This window comes from Xenorhabdus ehlersii, assembly GCF_003610465.1.
Classification (GTDB): domain Bacteria; phylum Pseudomonadota; class Gammaproteobacteria; order Enterobacterales; family Enterobacteriaceae; genus Xenorhabdus; species Xenorhabdus ehlersii.
This window is the reverse complement of the sequence record NZ_RAQI01000001.1, coordinates 1-16,531: the sequence shown is the minus strand read 5'-3', so window position 1 is coordinate 16,531 and position 16,531 is coordinate 1. Positions and strand designations below refer to the sequence as shown.

The window sequence follows — 16,531 nt, the reverse complement described above, 5'->3', positions numbered from 1 at the left end:
AATGATTTTGTTACGAGATCCCCACAGGAAAAGCGATAACCTCACTAATCCGCTCAGCACCCAATGCCAGCATAATCAAACGATCCACCCCTAATGCTACACCTGCACATTCAGGCATTCCGTGGGCAAGAGCAGCAATCAGGTATTCATCAACCGGCTGCACCGGCAAGCCCATCTCTTCACGCTTACGGTTATCCTGTTCGAAACGAAGACGTTGTTCATTGCTGTCGGTCAGTTCACGAAAGCCATTCGCCAACTCCATGCCTTTAAAATAGACTTCAAAACGCTCCGCAACACGGTGATCTTCCTTGCTGATTTCCGCCAATGCCGCTTGAGAGGCTGGGAAATGATAGATAAACGTTGGTTTTTCAATACCAATCTGAGTTTCTACGCCCATGACAAAAAGTAGTTGCAATAAGGTATCCCGATCTTCTTCCTGATCAGCAATATTGCTGAGATCGAGTTTCGCCGCCACTTCACGCAATTTTTCTTTGCTTGCGGTAAGGGGATCAATATCCAGATATCGCATGAAAGCCTGTTGGTAAGAAAGCGACTCAGCGCTTTCACAATCCAGGATCTGTTGCAACAGATCATCTACTTCATTCATCAGGCGATACATGTCGTAGTGGGGACGATACCATTCCAGCATGGTGAACTCTGGATTATGATGACGACCTGCTTCCTCATTGCGGAAACTTTTCCCCATCTGATAAATAGAACCGCTGCCGGCTGCCAGCAGACGTTTCATGTGGTATTCAGGGCTAGTCATCAGGTACAGAGTCAAGCCATCTGCCGCTCCCGGCCCAACGAACTGTGTCTGGAAAGGTACCAAATGAACGTCGGTGACAGTCGCCTGACTCATGACAGGCGTTTCAACTTCCAACACCCCACGATCTGCGAAGAAGCGCCGTATTTCTGCTAAAATCTCTGCCCTTTTCAATAAATTGGCGATAGGGGCACTTGGCTGCCAATTCGCGTTTTCGTTCATATTTCTATGACTCCAAAATAAAACAAAACGCGCAGTTTACCTTCATCAAGCGTACCAGACAATTCATTACCCTCAATTTCTTTATACACTTATTCTTTATACACTTAATTTTTTAATTTGTGGCCTTGTTAACTATATTCGTTATCCATTTATTTATATTTAGAATATAGTGTTCATCTATAGTCAATCGTGGTTAAATAAAATGTTTTTACAAAGTAAAAAATACTATTATTTGTCAATCACATAAATACAAAAAATTAATTAACATTATTTTTAGCCTATTATCTGATAAATCTGCACTCTAATGTTTCATATCAATAAAAAAGGGTTAATTATATAAATTTATAATAAAAACCATATTGTTATCCAAACTAATTAATTTCATCATTTACTTTTATATAAGCCATATTAATGAAGTTATAACCTATATTAACATGCAACATTAAAATAAGTAAAAACATGCGTTAGATCACGTTTTACAGGTAAAAACCCGCAAAACCCGCATCCATATCAAATTTACCTCCTGCACTCTTCGCTATAATTAAACCGTATAAAAAATAGTAGATTGACTCCCACTTGAACAATGGAGAAGAGCAGTGCAAACCTTCAATGTTGACCTTGCGATTATCGGAGCCGGTGGTGCAGGGCTACGAGCCGCCATCGCGGCGGCTGAAGCTAATCCTCAACTCAAAATCGCCTTGCTCTCAAAAGTTTATCCTATGCGTAGCCATACGGTGGCCGCAGAAGGCGGATCTGCCGCAGTCACTCAATCGCACGATTCCTATGATTTTCATTTCAATGACACTGTATCCGGTGGTGACTGGCTGTGTGAGCAAGATGTGGTTGAATATTTCGTCAAGCATTGCCCAACAGAAATGATCCAACTGGAGCAATGGGGCTGCCCGTGGAGCCGCAAGGATGACGGTTCTGTGAACGTACGTCGTTTCGGGGGCATGAAAATTGAACGCACATGGTTTGCCGCAGATAAGACCGGTTTCCATATGCTCCATACACTGTTCCAGACTTCACTCAATTATCCACAAATCCAGCGCTTTGATGAGCATTTTGTCCTCGATATTTTAGTGGATGAAGGACAAGCACGCGGGTTAGTTGCGCTAAATATGATGGAAGGGACGAAAGTTCAGATCCGCGCTAATGCGGTCATTATGGCGACTGGCGGTGCCGGACGTGTATACCGTTATAACACTAATGGTGGCATTGTCACGGGTGATGGCATGGGAATTGCGTTCCGTCACGGCATACCATTACGCGATATGGAATTTGTGCAATATCACCCAACCGGCCTGCCGGGTTCCGGTATTTTGATGACCGAAGGCTGTCGTGGTGAAGGCGGGATTCTGGTGAACAAAGATGGCTATCGTTATCTACAGGATTATGGCTTGGGGCCAGAAACGCCACTTGGACATCCTGAAAACAAATATATGGAATTAGGCCCGCGTGACAAAGTGTCTCAAGCGTTCTGGCATGAATGGCGGGCAGGCCGCACCATCGCAACGCCGCGTGGCGATGTAGTACATCTGGATTTGCGTCATTTAGGTGAGAAAAAGCTGCTCGAACGTCTGCCATTTATCTGTGAGCTGGCAAAAGCCTACGTCGGCGTTGATCCGGTCAAAGAACCAATCCCTGTTCGTCCAACTGCACATTACACTATGGGCGGAATCGAAACGAATCAACAGGGTGAAACTCGCATCAAAGGATTGTTCGCTGTCGGTGAATGCTCTTCTATTGGCTTGCATGGTGCAAACCGCCTTGGTTCTAACTCGCTGGCTGAATTAGTTGTCTTTGGCCGCCTGGCCGGTGAAGAAGCAGTCAAACATATCCAGGAAGTGAAACCCGCCAATAATAGCGTATTGGATGCTCAATCTCGTGATGTTGAAGATAAACTCAATAAGTTGCTGAATCAGAAAGGCGGCGAAAACTGGGCGAAAATCCGCGATGAACTGGGAACTTCAATGGAAGAAGGCTGCGGAATTTATCGTACACCAGAGCTAATGCAGAAAACTATCGATAAAATTGCCGAACTGAAAGAACGTTTCAAACATATCGAAATTAGCGACCGTTCCAATGTATTCAATACCGATCTGCTCTACGCCATTGAATTAGGATTTGGTTTGGACGTCGCTGAATGTATGGCGCATTCTGCCATGAATCGTAAAGAGTCCCGCGGCGCCCACCAACGCCTTGATGAAGGCTGTACCGAACGTGATGATGAGAACTTCCTGAAACATACACTGGCGTTCTATAACCCAGAAGGTGCCCCATGTCTGGAATACAGTGATGTGAAGATCACCAAATCTCAACCAGCGAAACGCGTCTATGGGGGCGAAGCGGCTGCACAAGAGAAAAAACAGAAGGAGCAAGCGAATGGCTGAGATGAACAATCTGAAAATGGAAGTCATGCGCTATAACCCGGAAAGTGACAGTACCCCCCATTTCGTCACTTATGAAGTGCCTTACGATGAACAAACTTCACTGCTGGATGCATTGGGTTACATCAAGGACAATCTGGCGCCGGACCTCTCCTACCGCTGGTCCTGCCGTATGGCAATCTGTGGTTCCTGCGGCATGATGGTAAACCGTGTACCAAAACTGGCCTGTAAAACGTTCCTGCGCGATTATGCTCAAGGAATGAAAGTCGAAGCGCTAGGCAATTTCCCTATTGAGCGGGATTTGGTTGTGGATATGACTCACTTTATTGAGAGCCTGGAAGCTATCAAGCCTTATATCATTGGCAATGATCGTAAACCCGCCGATGGCCCGAATGTGCAGACCCCTGCCCAAATGGCGAAATACCATCAGTTTTCCGGTTGTATCAATTGTGGCCTGTGCTACGCCGCCTGTCCCCAATTTGGCTTAAATCCTGAATTCATTGGACCTGCCGCGGTCACACTGGCACATCGCTATAACCTTGATAGCCGCGACCACGGCAAGAAAGAACGCATGCCGCAAATCAACAGCGATAATGGTGTCTGGTCTTGTACTTTTGTCGGTTACTGCTCTGAAGTGTGCCCGAAACATGTTGATCCTGCCGGTGCGATTCAACAGAGCAAGGCAGAAAGCGCCAAAGATTTCCTTATCTCCATGCTGAAACCACAATAAGGGAGGAGAGAGTAATGACGACAAAACGTAAGCCTTATGTGCGCGGTATGGAATCTAATTGGTGGCGTAAACTGGGTTTTTACCGCTTCTATATGTTACGTGAAGGGACAGCCATCCCCACCGTTTGGTTCAGTATCTTGGTACTTTACGGTCTGTTTGCCCTGAAAGGTGGCCCTGAAAGCTGGGCTGGGTTTGTCTCTTTTCTGCAAAATCCATTGGTGCTGCTGATTAATATCATCACTTTGCTGGCTACATTACTGCATACCAAAACCTGGTTTGAGCTAGCTCCCAAGGCACTCAATATCATCGTTAAGAATGAGAAAATGCCACCAAGGCCGATTATCAAGTTTCTATGGGCAATCACTATTATTGTTACCGCCGTAATTCTCGACATAGCACTGTTTTTCTAATCCCAAGGAGGATCCGATGAATCAAGTACCTAAACGTTCCGATGAGCCGATTTTCTGGGGGCTGTTTGGTGCCGGTGGTATGTGGAGCGCGATTGTTGGGCCAGCAATTATTCTGCTGCTGGGTATCTTGCTGCCACTGGGATTGGCGCCAGAAGCGCTTTCTTATGAACGCATCCTGACATTTTGCCAGAGTTTTATTGGCCGCATCTTTTTACTGTTGATGATTAGCCTGCCTTTATGGTGTGGTTTGCACCGCCTGCATCATGGTATGCACGATCTGCAAATCCATGTTCCCGCCAGTAAGTGGGTGTTTTATGGTGCAGCCGCGATTTTGACTGTTATTGCTTTAATTGGGATTTTTACGCTGTAATTGCGCTAATTCTGGCAAGCTATCCTGAAAAAAGTCTGCGGATAAACCGCAGACTTGTTACGAAAGGTATTTTTGCAACCTTTAAGATATGCTCATTAGAACTTATAAGAAATTGTCGCTTTATATGTGCGGCCTTTCTCTTCTTGTCCTGGTGTTGTACCCAAGTAGTAAGAATGTTCTCTGTAGCGTTTATCGAACATATTATCGATACCAAACAGGAGTTCAGTATTTTTAAATACACCGGTTTTTGGCGCCCAAGAGACATACATATTACTTACGCCATATCCCTGTTTATGTACATCAACAACAATGGCTTCTTTCTTCTCATTTGTGTCTTTACCTTTTGAGTTCTTTGACAGAACAAAGCGGGTATTCCAGCCAAGTTCAATGTCAGTTGTGTCAAATAAGTAACTACCACCTACTGTGATAGAGTCACCCACTGATGGTCCAAACTCTAATCCTCTGGTAAAGGCCTTATCAAACAGCCCATTACCTTCAATAATCTTGTTATTGACTTTGGCATAAGTGGCTTTTAAAGACAAATTATCCAGTTTATAGCTCGTCGCTAATTCAAACCCTTGCAGTCTGGCTTTCGGGATATTATGCAGCTCATTCTTGGCTAAAGTTGTAGACAGGTTTTTAAAGTTTGTTTGGAATACTTTACCTAATACAACCAGCGAGTCATTGTCAGCAAAAACACCAGGATAAGTACCTGCCACACCCGTTTCCAAGTTATAACCCGTTGTGGCTTTCAGGTTATTACTATGGTCGCTTAATCCCCTACCCAGTTCTTTACCTAATGGCCCCCTAAATAGTTCGGTATAGTTGGCAAATAATGTTGTGGACGCCCCAAACTCGTATTTTAATCCGAGTGCTTTTGAGAAACGAGCATAGGTTCTGTCAAAAGATTCATTATTATTAATAGTGTGATATTTGTAGTGATCCCATCTAACACCCGGTATGATGTGGAAATCAGCCAATTGAATATCATCCTCTAAATAAACAGATGATGCATTTCCTCTTTCTGTTTCTTTTTTATATGCATTCTCTGTTACATCCGTATATCCCATTCTGGTATCAAAATATTCATATCCATAAGTTAAAGCATGAGCCAACTTTTGGGTATCAAAACTAGAAATATTACGAACTTTAATACCTTGGGTCTTAACAAAACTATCGAATCCTTTCCCATTTCCGCTTACAGACTTCATATGGGTAGAGGTTTGTTTAGTATGATAAGCGGTTAGTTTTAGATCAATCAGGTCATTATCAACTGGCGTATATCCATAAAGGATACTGTGGGTATCACGATCAATAGCGTACTTCGCTTTATTTCCGTTATTTACTTTAGGGCTGACATCATTACCAAAATTTAACCTATGATTGGTTACCGCATCATTTTTATAATGTTCTTTTGATACATTAATATACTGTTCATCTGTCAGATTAAATTTCGCTTTTAATAAGTAATTGAATAACCTTCCATCTGTCGGGATTGAGTCTCGCCCGCTATTATCTCTGCCAGATTTAGAGTCGTGCATATTGCGATGGGTAAAGTAACCTAACAAATCAGCAGCACCCAATCGACCATAGGTCGCTAAGGATTGTTGGAATTCAGAACCATTGCTTGAGTAGTTTAATTTTCCTTTAGCGCCAAAGAGTTGTCCTGGCTCTAACAGATCACCGGCATCAACAGTCTCAAATTTTAATGCACCACTAATAGCACCGATATCGTGGGTAATACTGTTACTACCGACTTTTATATCAACTTGCTTCAACATTTCAGGATCGATGCCATAATTTCCTGCATGGTGGAAGTGATATCCTTCTTGCCTTGCGCCATCAATCGTCACGTTGATGAATTGATCATCCATGCCACGAATTTTAAAACGTTGCCCTAAAGCGCTAGGGTGACCGGCTTGTACGCCCGGTACATTCTTTAAAATCTCACCGACACTTTGTGCTTGTTTAACTCTGATTTCATTACGGCTGACTTTTCTATCTTCTGGTTCACCTTGGGCATTGTTATCCGCAATAACAACCAATGTATCGCTAGTATTAGTCGATTTCTTAGTCGTATTTTCAGCATTTGCAAATGCGTTGGTAGAGATAGCGACTGTCAGCATAGATGCGGACATCAAAGGAACACACAGGCCACTTTTCGCCAGGCTAGCGTAAATTTTGGTAATTTTAGACATTTATTTTCAGGCAAAAATACTATTGAGAAGCATTATTATTTACATTTCTAAGAGAAATGTAAATAACTTTAAAGACGAGAATGAGGTATATTAATTACTCACCTATATTAGCCAGAATACTTCCTGCATCCTGATAATTCCCTGTCTGGGAACAGAATGTGATTTTTCCTGAACGATGAGCATTGATTTGTACTTCCATTTTCATGGCTTCCATCACGGCAATCACATCGCCTTCACTGACTTGCTCACCTTCTTTAATCGTCCAAGAATGCAGGATACCGGAAATAGGAGCTTTTACCTGACGGGGATCTTCCCGCAGTTTTTCCTTTATGACAGGTGACGAAAACGGCTGTTCACCCACAGGGGCTAAATTCACCAATCCCGCCAATAAATCCGGGGGCAATCCCAATTCATGCCTGCGGCCATCGATCTCAATAAAAGTACGGGTAATATTTTTATCTTCATGCGGAAACTGACGTAATGAAGCCTCTAGTTCATTCACAAAATCTGTTTCAATCCAGCGGGTATAGACATTGAATTTATCACCAGAAATAAAATCAGGATGCGCCATTACCGCTTGATGGAAAGGCAAAACGGAGGCTACGCCACAGATCTTAAATTCTTTCAATGCCCGACGTGCCCGAACAATGGCCTGTTCTCGAGTCGACCCTGTGACAATTAATTTTGCCATTAGTGAATCAAAGGTGGCCGGAATTGTAGAGCCATTAATCACACCCGAGTCCAGACGAATACCAGGGCCAGCAGGCGGAATAAATTCGGTGATTGTGCCTGATGTTGGCAGGAAACCTTTAGCCGCATCTTCCGCATTAATACGAAATTCAAACGAATGCCCTCTTGGGATCGGTGTTTCCTGAATGCTTAATGGATAACCTTCCGCTATCCGCAACTGCTCGATAACCAGATCAATACCTGTTGTCTCTTCTGTCACAGGATGTTCCACTTGTAAGCGAGTATTTACTTCCAAGAAAGAAAATGTTCCCTCTGTGCTCAGTAAAAATTCTACTGTGCCAGCTCCCACATAATTAGCTTCCTCACAAATGGCTTTTGCTGACTGATGAATATATTCTCGTTGTTCCTGAGTTAAAAATGGCGCGGGCGCTTCTTCCACTAACTTTTGGTTACGACGTTGTAAAGAGCAGTCACGGGTGCCAAGTACCACCACATTACCCTGTTTATCCGCAATGACCTGTACTTCGATATGGCGTGGTTTATCCAAAAATTGCTCAATAAAACATTCGCCACGACCAAATGCCGCTGTCGCCTCACGTACCGCGGAGTGATAAAGTTCTGCAACTTCATCCATGCGCCAGGCAACTTTCAAACCTCGTCCACCACCACCAAAAGCCGCTTTGATAGCAATCGGCAAGCCATACTGTTCCGCAAAAGCAATAACTTCCTGTTCATTTTTGACTGGCTCAGATGTCCCGACAACCAACGGCGCTCCCACTTTCTGGGCTATCTTACGCGCCTTAACCTTGTCTCCCAGCTCATCAATCGTTTCAGGGTTAGGGCCAATCCAAGTTAAACCCGCATCAATCACTGCCTGAGCAAATTCCGCTCGCTCAGACAAAAAACCGTAACCTGGATGTACCATGGTTGCCCCAGATCTCTTCGCTACATCTAGCAAACGAGGAATATTGAGGTAAGTTTCTGTAGGGCTATTTCCTCCCAAAGCATAAGCCTCATCAGCCAGTTGGACGTGTTGTGCGTTGATATCGACACCCGCATAGACAGCGACTGTCTGTACACCATAATCGCGGCAAGCTCGAATGATCCGAACAGCAATTTCACCACGGTTGGCAATCAGCACTTTCTTATTAATCTTGTTATTTAAATTGTTCACAGCGGTGTTCATGGAAAATCACTACTCCCTTGAATTTCATGGAATTGGCTAATGGGGTTGAACCGAATTTTGGCATTGACGGGGATCTGACCAGCAAGATCGAGATGATAATCGGCTACTGAAGCGATCACCGGATATCCTCCAGTCAATGGATGGTCAGCCAAAAATAGTACCGGCTGCCCACTGGCAGGAATTTGTATCGCCCCTGTGCATGTTCCTTCACTGGGTAGTTCTTGTAATTTAATTCGCGATAGTGAGCATTCACCATTTAGCCTCAAACCAATCCGACTGGATTGAGGTGTTACCTGCCAAATTTGTTTGCTCAATAAGTCGATGGACTCTTGCGTAAACCAATCTGTACGCGGGCCAAATATGACGTCCAATACTACGATTTCATCTTTATTTGGCATATCAAAAGCCAGAGTTTCAGAGACAGATATCGCTACACAGTGGGATGTTTCACCGACAATTAATTTATCATTCATTTTCAACGGAGCAGGCCCAATATTGGACAGAGTATCAAATGAATGACTGGATAAAATGGCTGGAACAGTAAAGCCGCCACGTACCGATAAATAAGAACGCATTCCAGAGACAGGAATACCCAAGGAAATTTCATCACCATCGTTTAAATCAATTGGTTGGTAAGTATTCACTTGTAATATTTCACCCGATGGCGTTTTGATCTCTATTGGACATGGCGCTCCTGTAATCGCAATCAGCATCTGTCTATATGCGATCGCCTTAAACCCGCCCTGAACGATTTCCAGACAAGCCTGGTCAGAGGGATTACCAACAATACGGTTTGCGCTGCGCAAAGCACTTTTATCCATTGCTCCCGATTCTGAGATCCCCAATTTTGCCTGACCAACCCGCCCCAGATCTTGAAATAAGGTTTGTAATCCCACAGACAAAATTTCCAGATAACAGGAAACCGATGAAGCAGCGGCGATGTTACTGTCCGGCGTTTCAAGCGGATTAGTTTCGGGTGAACCCGTTTCAGGTAAACTAATTGTTGTAGGATGACGCCCAGCATCTCGAAAGTTAACACGATAACCCGGTTGCAATAAGGCCGGAGATGGGCGGGAAAGATCCCACATACGTTCGGTCGTAATGCCGATAAGCTGCCATCCTCCGGGGCTTGCCTGCGGATAAATGCTGCTGAATTCCCCTGCTAATGCAACCGCACCTGCCGGAATGCGTGTCCTGGGGGTTTTTCGGCGAGGTATATTCCATTGTGAGGTATTCGATACCATATAGGCAAACCCAGGGGCAAAGCCAGTGAAGGCTACAGTATATTCATTTTCAGTATGTTGCTGGATAACCTCCTGAACGGGACATCCCAATATTTCCGCAACCAATGCGAGATCATCACCGTTGTAATGCACAAGAATTTCTACGCTTTTTCCTGTTGTATGACTGTGCTCTTGCAAATCCCGGCTACTGATTTCTGCCGCCAATTGTTGGATTGAGATTTTTGTCGGCCGAAAACGGACCATCAGCGTTCTCGCTGCCGGAATAATTTCTTCAATCCCCAAAATAGGTGCCATATTCAGTGAATCAAGCAGAGCCAGTGTTTCTTCCAATCCACTCAATTCAACCATTATGGTGTTGCTATTAACAGGTAAAAAACGCAAGGCTATCTCCCAAAATGATTAACCATATCAATGCGATCCATACTTATAAATGAATGGCCAAATAGTCATTCCCGCCTGCTGCAAAACTGCCTTGACCTGTTTTGCCATCACTACCGCACCAGGAGTATCACCATGCACGCAAATTGAATCCGCCTGAATAGGGGTAAATTTGCCATCAATTGACTCAACTCCCCCTTCTGTCACCAATTGCAACATGCGTTGAGCAACGAGATCGGCATCATACAAAACAGATCCCTTTTCACGACGGGAAACTAACTCCCCTTGTGAGGTATAAGCACGATCAGCAAACGCTTCTGCTATGGTTCTCAGTCCGCTTTCCTGAGCTAATTTGAGAATGTTTGATCCCGCCAGACCAACCAATGCAAGGTTGGGATCTATCGCCAGAATTCCTTCAATAACAGCAATTGCCTGATATTCGTCATTTGCGATCGTGTTATAAAGCGCGCCATGAGGTTTGACATAACTCACTTTAGTACCTGCCACCGTAGCCAATCCTTGCAAGGCACCAATCTGGTAAATAACATCAGCGGTGAGTTCATCATTGGCTATATCCATTTTACGTCGCCCAAAACCAACCAAATCGGGATAAGAAACATGGGCACCTATTGCTACATTATTTCTCTGCGCTGATTTCAATGTTTGCAAAATTCCAACCGGATCACCCGCATGAAAACCACAAGCAACGTTAGCACTACTAACGATACCCAGTATTTCTTCATCATTTCCCATGCGCCATTGACCAAAACTTTCACCGAGATCACTATTTAAATCGATTGTTTTTATCATGATGATTTCCCTAAGCTGATTTCAAAAACTCAAAGATTGAACCGACAGACATGGCGCCCATGTACCACGTAAAAATATAACTTATTGTTTTTTAATATTGTGAAACTAAAGAAGCAGATTGTTTGATTAAAATGAATATATTGTTGAACAATAAATAAGACCTGCTGAGGAAATAAGCAAACAAATTTGTATTATCGATCTTCAAAATCCAATAGAGATCACTTTATTAACATTCTGCGTTGGATTTATCGTCAATATGCACAATTTAGGTGCAATGGACACAATAATATTGCCCTATATTGGTTCGATAGTTGTAACTTGCTGGTTATCGAGGAATATGTGAAGATTCGCTTTCGTATACGCTTTAAAGGTGTTTGTTATCAGCCATTAAATCTAACGGATGACTATGAAAAAAAACCATTCTCCCCAAATTTTGAGCAAAAGAATCGCTGAAACCATCAGAAATAAATTGGTTGTTGGGGAGTTATTACCTGGGCAACGACTATCAGAAGCTGCGTTGAGTGAACAGCTTGCAATTTCACGAAATACATTACGTGAAGTGTTCCGCCTTCTCACGCAAGAAGGACTGCTGAAACATGAACCTAATCGTGGCGTGTTTGTCGCAACTCCCGACATTGCATCCATTATTGATATCTATCGAGTTCGACAGTTAATTGAATGTCAGGCACTTACTCAGGCTTATCCAATGCATCCCAGTATTGCCAAAATGAAACAAGCCGTTGAAGTCGCTCAACAATGTCGCAAACAACAAGATTGGATTGGTGCTGGAACAGAAAATATGCACTTTCATGCCGCGATCGTAGAATTAACTGATAGTGATAGGTTGATCGCTTTCTATCACAATATTTCCGCAGAATTGCGTCTGGCTTTTGGTATTTTAAATGATCCTGAGCTTTTGTATGCACCTTATATCGATAAAAACGCGCATATTCTGGAATTACTCAATTCAGGAAAAAATGAACAAGCCGCCAAGACAATGAAAGATTACCTGAAATTATCAGAAAGGGCGATATTGGCCGCTTATACACGTAAAAATAACCAAATACCCTAAAAAAATTAAACGCAAAAAAGCCATCCGGTAACGGATGGCTTCTCTGACTGATTGAATGTCTGGCAGTGTCCTACTCTCACATGGGGAGACCCCACACTACCATCGGCGCTACGGCGTTTCACTGCTGAGTTCGGCATGGGATCAGGTGGGACCACCGCGCTGTTGCCGCCAGACAAATTCTGTTTTCAATCCCGAACAAGCCCGCTTTCTCTGAAACTTCTCTCTCTCAAACCCCAAAACACCTTCGGTGTTGTCAGGTTAAGCCGCACGGGTCATTAGTACCGGTTAGCTCAACGTCTCGCAACGCTTACACACCCGGCCTATCTACGTCCTCGTCTCGAACGTTCCTTCAGTGTCCTCTAGGGACAAGGGAAGACTCATCTTAAGGCAAGTTTCCCGCTTAGATGCTTTCAGCGGTTATCTCTTCCGCACTTAGCTACCGGGCAGTGCCATTGGCATGACAACCCGAACACCAGTGGTGCGTCCACTCCGGTCCTCTCGTACTAGGAGCAGCCCCTTGCAATCTTCCAACGCCCACGGCAGATAGGGACCGAACTGTCTCACGACGTTCTAAACCCAGCTCGCGTACCACTTTAAATGGCGAACAGCCATACCCTTGGGACCTACTTCAGCCCCAGGATGTGATGAGCCGACATCGAGGTGCCAAACACCGCCGTCGATATGAACTCTTGGGCGGTATCAGCCTGTTATCCCCGGAGTACCTTTTATCCGTTGAGCGATGGCCCTTCCATACAGAACCACCGGATCACTATGACCTGCTTTCGCACCTGCTCGAGCCGTCACTCTCGCAGTCAAGCTAGCTTATGCCATTGCACTAACCTCACGATGTCCGACCGTGATTAGCTAACCTTCGTGCTCCTCCGTTACGCTTTGGGAGGAGACCGCCCCAGTCAAACTACCCACCAGACACTGTCCGCAACCCGGATAACGGGCCGACGTTAGAACATCAAACATTCAAGGGTGGTATTTCAAGGATGGCTCCATGCAGACTGGCGTCCACATTTCACAGCCTCCCACCTATCCTACACATCAAGGCTCAAGGTTCAGTGTCAAGCTATAGTAAAGGTTCACGGGGTCTTTCCGTCTTGCCGCGGGTACACTGCATCTTCACAGCGAGTTCAATTTCACTGAGTCTCGGGTGGAGACAGCCTGGCCATCATTACGCCATTCGTGCAGGTCGGAACTTACCCGACAAGGAATTTCGCTACCTTAGGACCGTTATAGTTACGGCCGCCGTTTACTGGGGCTTCGATCAAGAGCGTCGCCTTGCGGCTAACCCCATCAATTAACCTTCCAGCACCGGGCAGGCGTCACACCGTATACGTCCACTTTCGTGTTTGCACAGTGCTGTGTTTTTATTAAACAGTTGCAGCCAGCTGGTATCTGCGACTGGCCTCGGCTCCGAAAGCGTGTTTCTTCACCTAACGCCAGCGTGCCTTCTCCCGAAGTTACGGCACCATTTTGCCTAGTTCCTTCACCCGAGTTCTCTCAAGCGCCTGAGTATTCTCTACCTGACCACCTGTGTCGGTTTGGGGTACGATTGACCATAATCTGACGCTTAGGGGCTTTTCCTGGAAGCGGGGCATCAGCAACTTCAGCACCGTAATGCCTCGTCATCGTGCCTCAGTGTCCTGGATAACCGGATTTGCCAAGTTATCCCACCTACACACTTAAACCGGGACGACCGTCGCCCGGCTTGCCTAGCCTTCTCCGTCCCCCCATCGCAATTATGGCCAGTACAGGAATATTAACCTGTTTCCCATCGACTACGCTTTTCAGCCTCGCCTTAGGGGTCGACTCACCCTGCCCCGATTAACGTTGGACAGGAACCCTTGGTCTTCCGGCGAGCGGGTTTTTCACCCGCTTTATCGTTACTTATGTCAGCATTCGCACTTCTGATACCTCCAGCAAACCTCACAGTTCACCTTCACCGGCTTACAGAACGCTCCCCTACCCAACAACACATTCGTGTCGCTGCCGCAGCTTCGGTGCATGGTTTAGCCCCGTTACATCTTCCGCGCAGGCCGACTCGACCAGTGAGCTATTACGCTTTCTTTAAATGATGGCTGCTTCTAAGCCAACATCCTGGCTGTCTGAGCCTTCCCACTTCGTTTCCCACTTAACCATGACTTCGGGACCTTAGCTGGCGGTCTGGGTTGTTTCCCTCTTCACGACGGACGTTAGCACCCGCCGTGTGTCTCCCGTGATAACATTCTTCGGTATTCGCAGTTTGCATCGGGTTGGTAAGTCGGGATGACCCCCTAGCCGAAACAGTGCTCTACCCCCGAAGATGACTTCACGAGGCGCTACCTAAATAGCTTTCGGGGAGAACCAGCTATCTCCCGGTTTGATTGGCCTTTCACCCCCAGCCACAAGTCATCCGCTAATTTTTCAACATTAGTCGGTTCGGTCCTCCAGTTAGTGTTACCCAACCTTCAACCTGCCCATGGCTAGATCACCGGGTTTCGGGTCTATACCCTGCAACTTAACGCCCAGTTAAGACTCGGTTTCCCTGCGGCTCCCCTATGCGGTTAACCTTGCTACAGAATATAAGTCGCTGACCCATTATACAAAAGGTACGCAGTCACCCTGATAAATCAAGGCTCCCACTGCTTGTACGTACACGGTTTCAGGTTCTCTTTCACTCCCCTCGCCGGGGTTCTTTTCGCCTTTCCCTCACGGTACTGGTTCACTATCGGTCAGTCAGGAGTATTTAGCCTTGGAGGATGGTCCCCCCCATGTTCAGACAGGATACCACGTGTCCCGCCCTACTCGTTGAGCTCACAATACCAGTGTCTTCGGATACGGGGCTCTCACCCTTTACTGCCGGCCTTTCCAGACCGTTTCTCCTGACACTCATATCGCTGATGGCTCTGGGCTCCTCCCCGTTCGCTCGCCGCTACTGGGGGAATCTCGGTTGATTTCTTTTCCTCGGGGTACTGAGATGTTTCAGTTCCCCCGGTTCGCCTCCTTACCCTATGGATTCAGGTAAGGATAGTGCAAACGGATTGCACTGGGTTTCCCCATTCGGAACATCGCCGGCTGATAGCGCTTCATATCAGCTCACCGGCGCTTTTCGCAGATTAGCACGTCCTTCATTCGCCTCTGACTGCCTAGGCATCCACCGTGGTACGCTTAGTCCGCTTTAACCTCACAACCCGAAGGTGTCTTCAGATTGGAGTTTTTGAGAGACTCATCAATGTTATCATTCAACAACATCGATTGTTTCAAATTTTTCAGCTTGTTCCAGATTGTTAAAGAGCATAAATTTCACAACACACTGACTTCAATGTGTTCCGAAATAGTTTTTATTAAGAAGAGTCATTGGTGGAGCTAAGCGGGATCGAAACCGCTGACCTCCTGCGTGCAAGGCAGGCGCTCTCCCCAGCTGAGCTATAGCCCATTGAACCGGACAGAAAAGTTGGTAGGCCTGAGTGAACTTGAACCACCGACCTCACCCTTAATCAGGGGTGCGCCTCTAACCACCTGAGCTACAAGCCTATTCCGTTTCCCGTGGTTTGCCTTTTGGTCCTCTCCTTCTACAGACAATCTGTGTGAACACTCACATTTCACCATCTTCGGTTAAGGAGGTGATCCAACCGCAGGTTCCCCTACGGTTACCTTGTTACGACTTCACCCCAGTCATGAATCACAAAGTGGTCAGCGCCCTCCTACAGGTTAAGCTACCGACTTCTTTTGCAACCCCATCCCATGGTGTGACGGGCGGTGGTGTACAAGGCCCGGGAACGTATTCACCGCAGCATTCTGATCTGCGAATTACTAGCGATTCCGACTTCATGGAGTCGAGTTGCAGACCCAATCCGGACTACGACGACTTTATGAGGTCCGCTTGCTCTCGCGAGGTCGCTTCTCTTTGTATCCGCCATTGTAGCACGTGTGTAGCCCTACTCGTAAGGGCCATGATGACTTGACGTCATCCCCACCTTCCTCCGGTTTATCACCGGCAGTCTCCCTTGAGTTCCCACCATAACGTGCTGGCAACAAAGGATAAGGGTTGCGCTCGTTGCGGGACTTAACCCAACA

At 45.8% G+C, this 16,531-nt stretch carries 10 protein-coding genes, 1 tRNA gene and 3 rRNA genes; 5 read left to right on the top strand and 9 right to left on the bottom strand.

Annotated features, from left to right (window positions below):
* Positions 1-10 precede the first annotated feature (10 nt).
* Entirely contained in the window at positions 11-988 is a 978-nt protein-coding gene (gene epmA / locus BDE27_RS00075; RefSeq protein WP_099130876.1) for an elongation factor P--(R)-beta-lysine ligase, read from the bottom strand.
* Positions 989-1,584: 596 nt separating this feature from the next.
* Between epmA and frdA the strand changes: the two genes are divergently transcribed.
* From frdA to frdD, 4 genes are read left to right on the top strand one after another with little or no spacing between them, the layout of a single operon-like run.
* Complete coding sequence (gene frdA / locus BDE27_RS00070; RefSeq protein WP_099130877.1) at positions 1,585-3,381, top strand: fumarate reductase (quinol) flavoprotein subunit; 1,797 nt, start codon at positions 1,585-1,587, stop codon at positions 3,379-3,381.
* Complete coding sequence (locus BDE27_RS00065) at positions 3,374-4,108, top strand: succinate dehydrogenase/fumarate reductase iron-sulfur subunit (protein ID WP_099130878.1); 735 nt, start codon at positions 3,374-3,376, stop codon at positions 4,106-4,108. The genes frdA and BDE27_RS00065 overlap by 8 nt, the downstream gene beginning before the upstream one ends.
* A 14-nt stretch (positions 4,109-4,122) precedes the next feature.
* Complete coding sequence (gene frdC, locus BDE27_RS00060; RefSeq protein WP_099130879.1) at positions 4,123-4,518, top strand: fumarate reductase subunit FrdC; 396 nt, start codon at positions 4,123-4,125, stop codon at positions 4,516-4,518.
* A 16-nt stretch (positions 4,519-4,534) separates the two neighbouring features.
* A complete protein-coding gene (gene frdD / locus BDE27_RS00055; RefSeq protein WP_099130880.1) occupies positions 4,535-4,888 on the top strand; it encodes a fumarate reductase subunit FrdD in 354 nt (117 codons plus the stop codon).
* 95 nt (positions 4,889-4,983) lie between these two features.
* Here the strand turns inward: frdD and BDE27_RS00050 are convergent, their stop codons facing one another.
* The 4 genes from BDE27_RS00050 to BDE27_RS00035 form a co-directional block, all read right to left on the bottom strand.
* Complete coding sequence (locus BDE27_RS00050; RefSeq protein WP_099130881.1) at positions 4,984-7,086, bottom strand: TonB-dependent receptor domain-containing protein; 2,103 nt, start codon at positions 7,084-7,086, stop codon at positions 4,984-4,986.
* A gap of 94 nt (positions 7,087-7,180) precedes the next feature.
* Positions 7,181-8,962, bottom strand: coding sequence for an acetyl/propionyl/methylcrotonyl-CoA carboxylase subunit alpha (locus tag BDE27_RS00045; protein WP_208638544.1), 1,782 nt, complete (start codon positions 8,960-8,962; stop codon positions 7,181-7,183).
* Entirely contained in the window at positions 8,959-10,587 is a 1,629-nt protein-coding gene (locus BDE27_RS00040) for a 5-oxoprolinase subunit B/C family protein (RefSeq protein ID WP_099130882.1), read from the bottom strand. The genes BDE27_RS00045 and BDE27_RS00040 overlap by 4 nt, the downstream gene beginning before the upstream one ends.
* A gap of 27 nt (positions 10,588-10,614) precedes the next feature.
* On the bottom strand, positions 10,615-11,394 hold the full coding sequence (locus BDE27_RS00035; RefSeq protein ID WP_099130883.1) for a LamB/YcsF family protein: 780 nt from the start codon (positions 11,392-11,394) through the stop codon (positions 10,615-10,617).
* Positions 11,395-11,800: 406 nt separating this feature from the next.
* On the opposite strand from BDE27_RS00035, the gene BDE27_RS00030 reads away from it, so the two are divergent.
* The gene (locus BDE27_RS00030; RefSeq protein WP_167450505.1) at positions 11,801-12,466 is read left to right on the top strand and encodes a GntR family transcriptional regulator; all 666 of its coding nucleotides are present in this window, start codon (positions 11,801-11,803) and stop codon (positions 12,464-12,466) included.
* A 57-nt stretch (positions 12,467-12,523) separates the two neighbouring features.
* Here the strand turns inward: BDE27_RS00030 and rrf are convergent.
* The 4 genes from rrf to BDE27_RS00005 form a co-directional block, all read right to left on the bottom strand.
* Positions 12,524-12,639 (bottom strand): 5S ribosomal RNA (gene rrf / locus BDE27_RS00025).
* 81 nt (positions 12,640-12,720) lie between these two features.
* A 23S ribosomal RNA gene (locus BDE27_RS00020) occupies positions 12,721-15,638 on the bottom strand.
* A gap of 271 nt (positions 15,639-15,909) precedes the next feature.
* A tRNA-Ile gene (locus tag BDE27_RS00010) sits at positions 15,910-15,988 on the bottom strand.
* A gap of 82 nt (positions 15,989-16,070) precedes the next feature.
* Positions 16,071-16,531, bottom strand: a 16S ribosomal RNA gene (locus BDE27_RS00005); the annotation flags it as partial.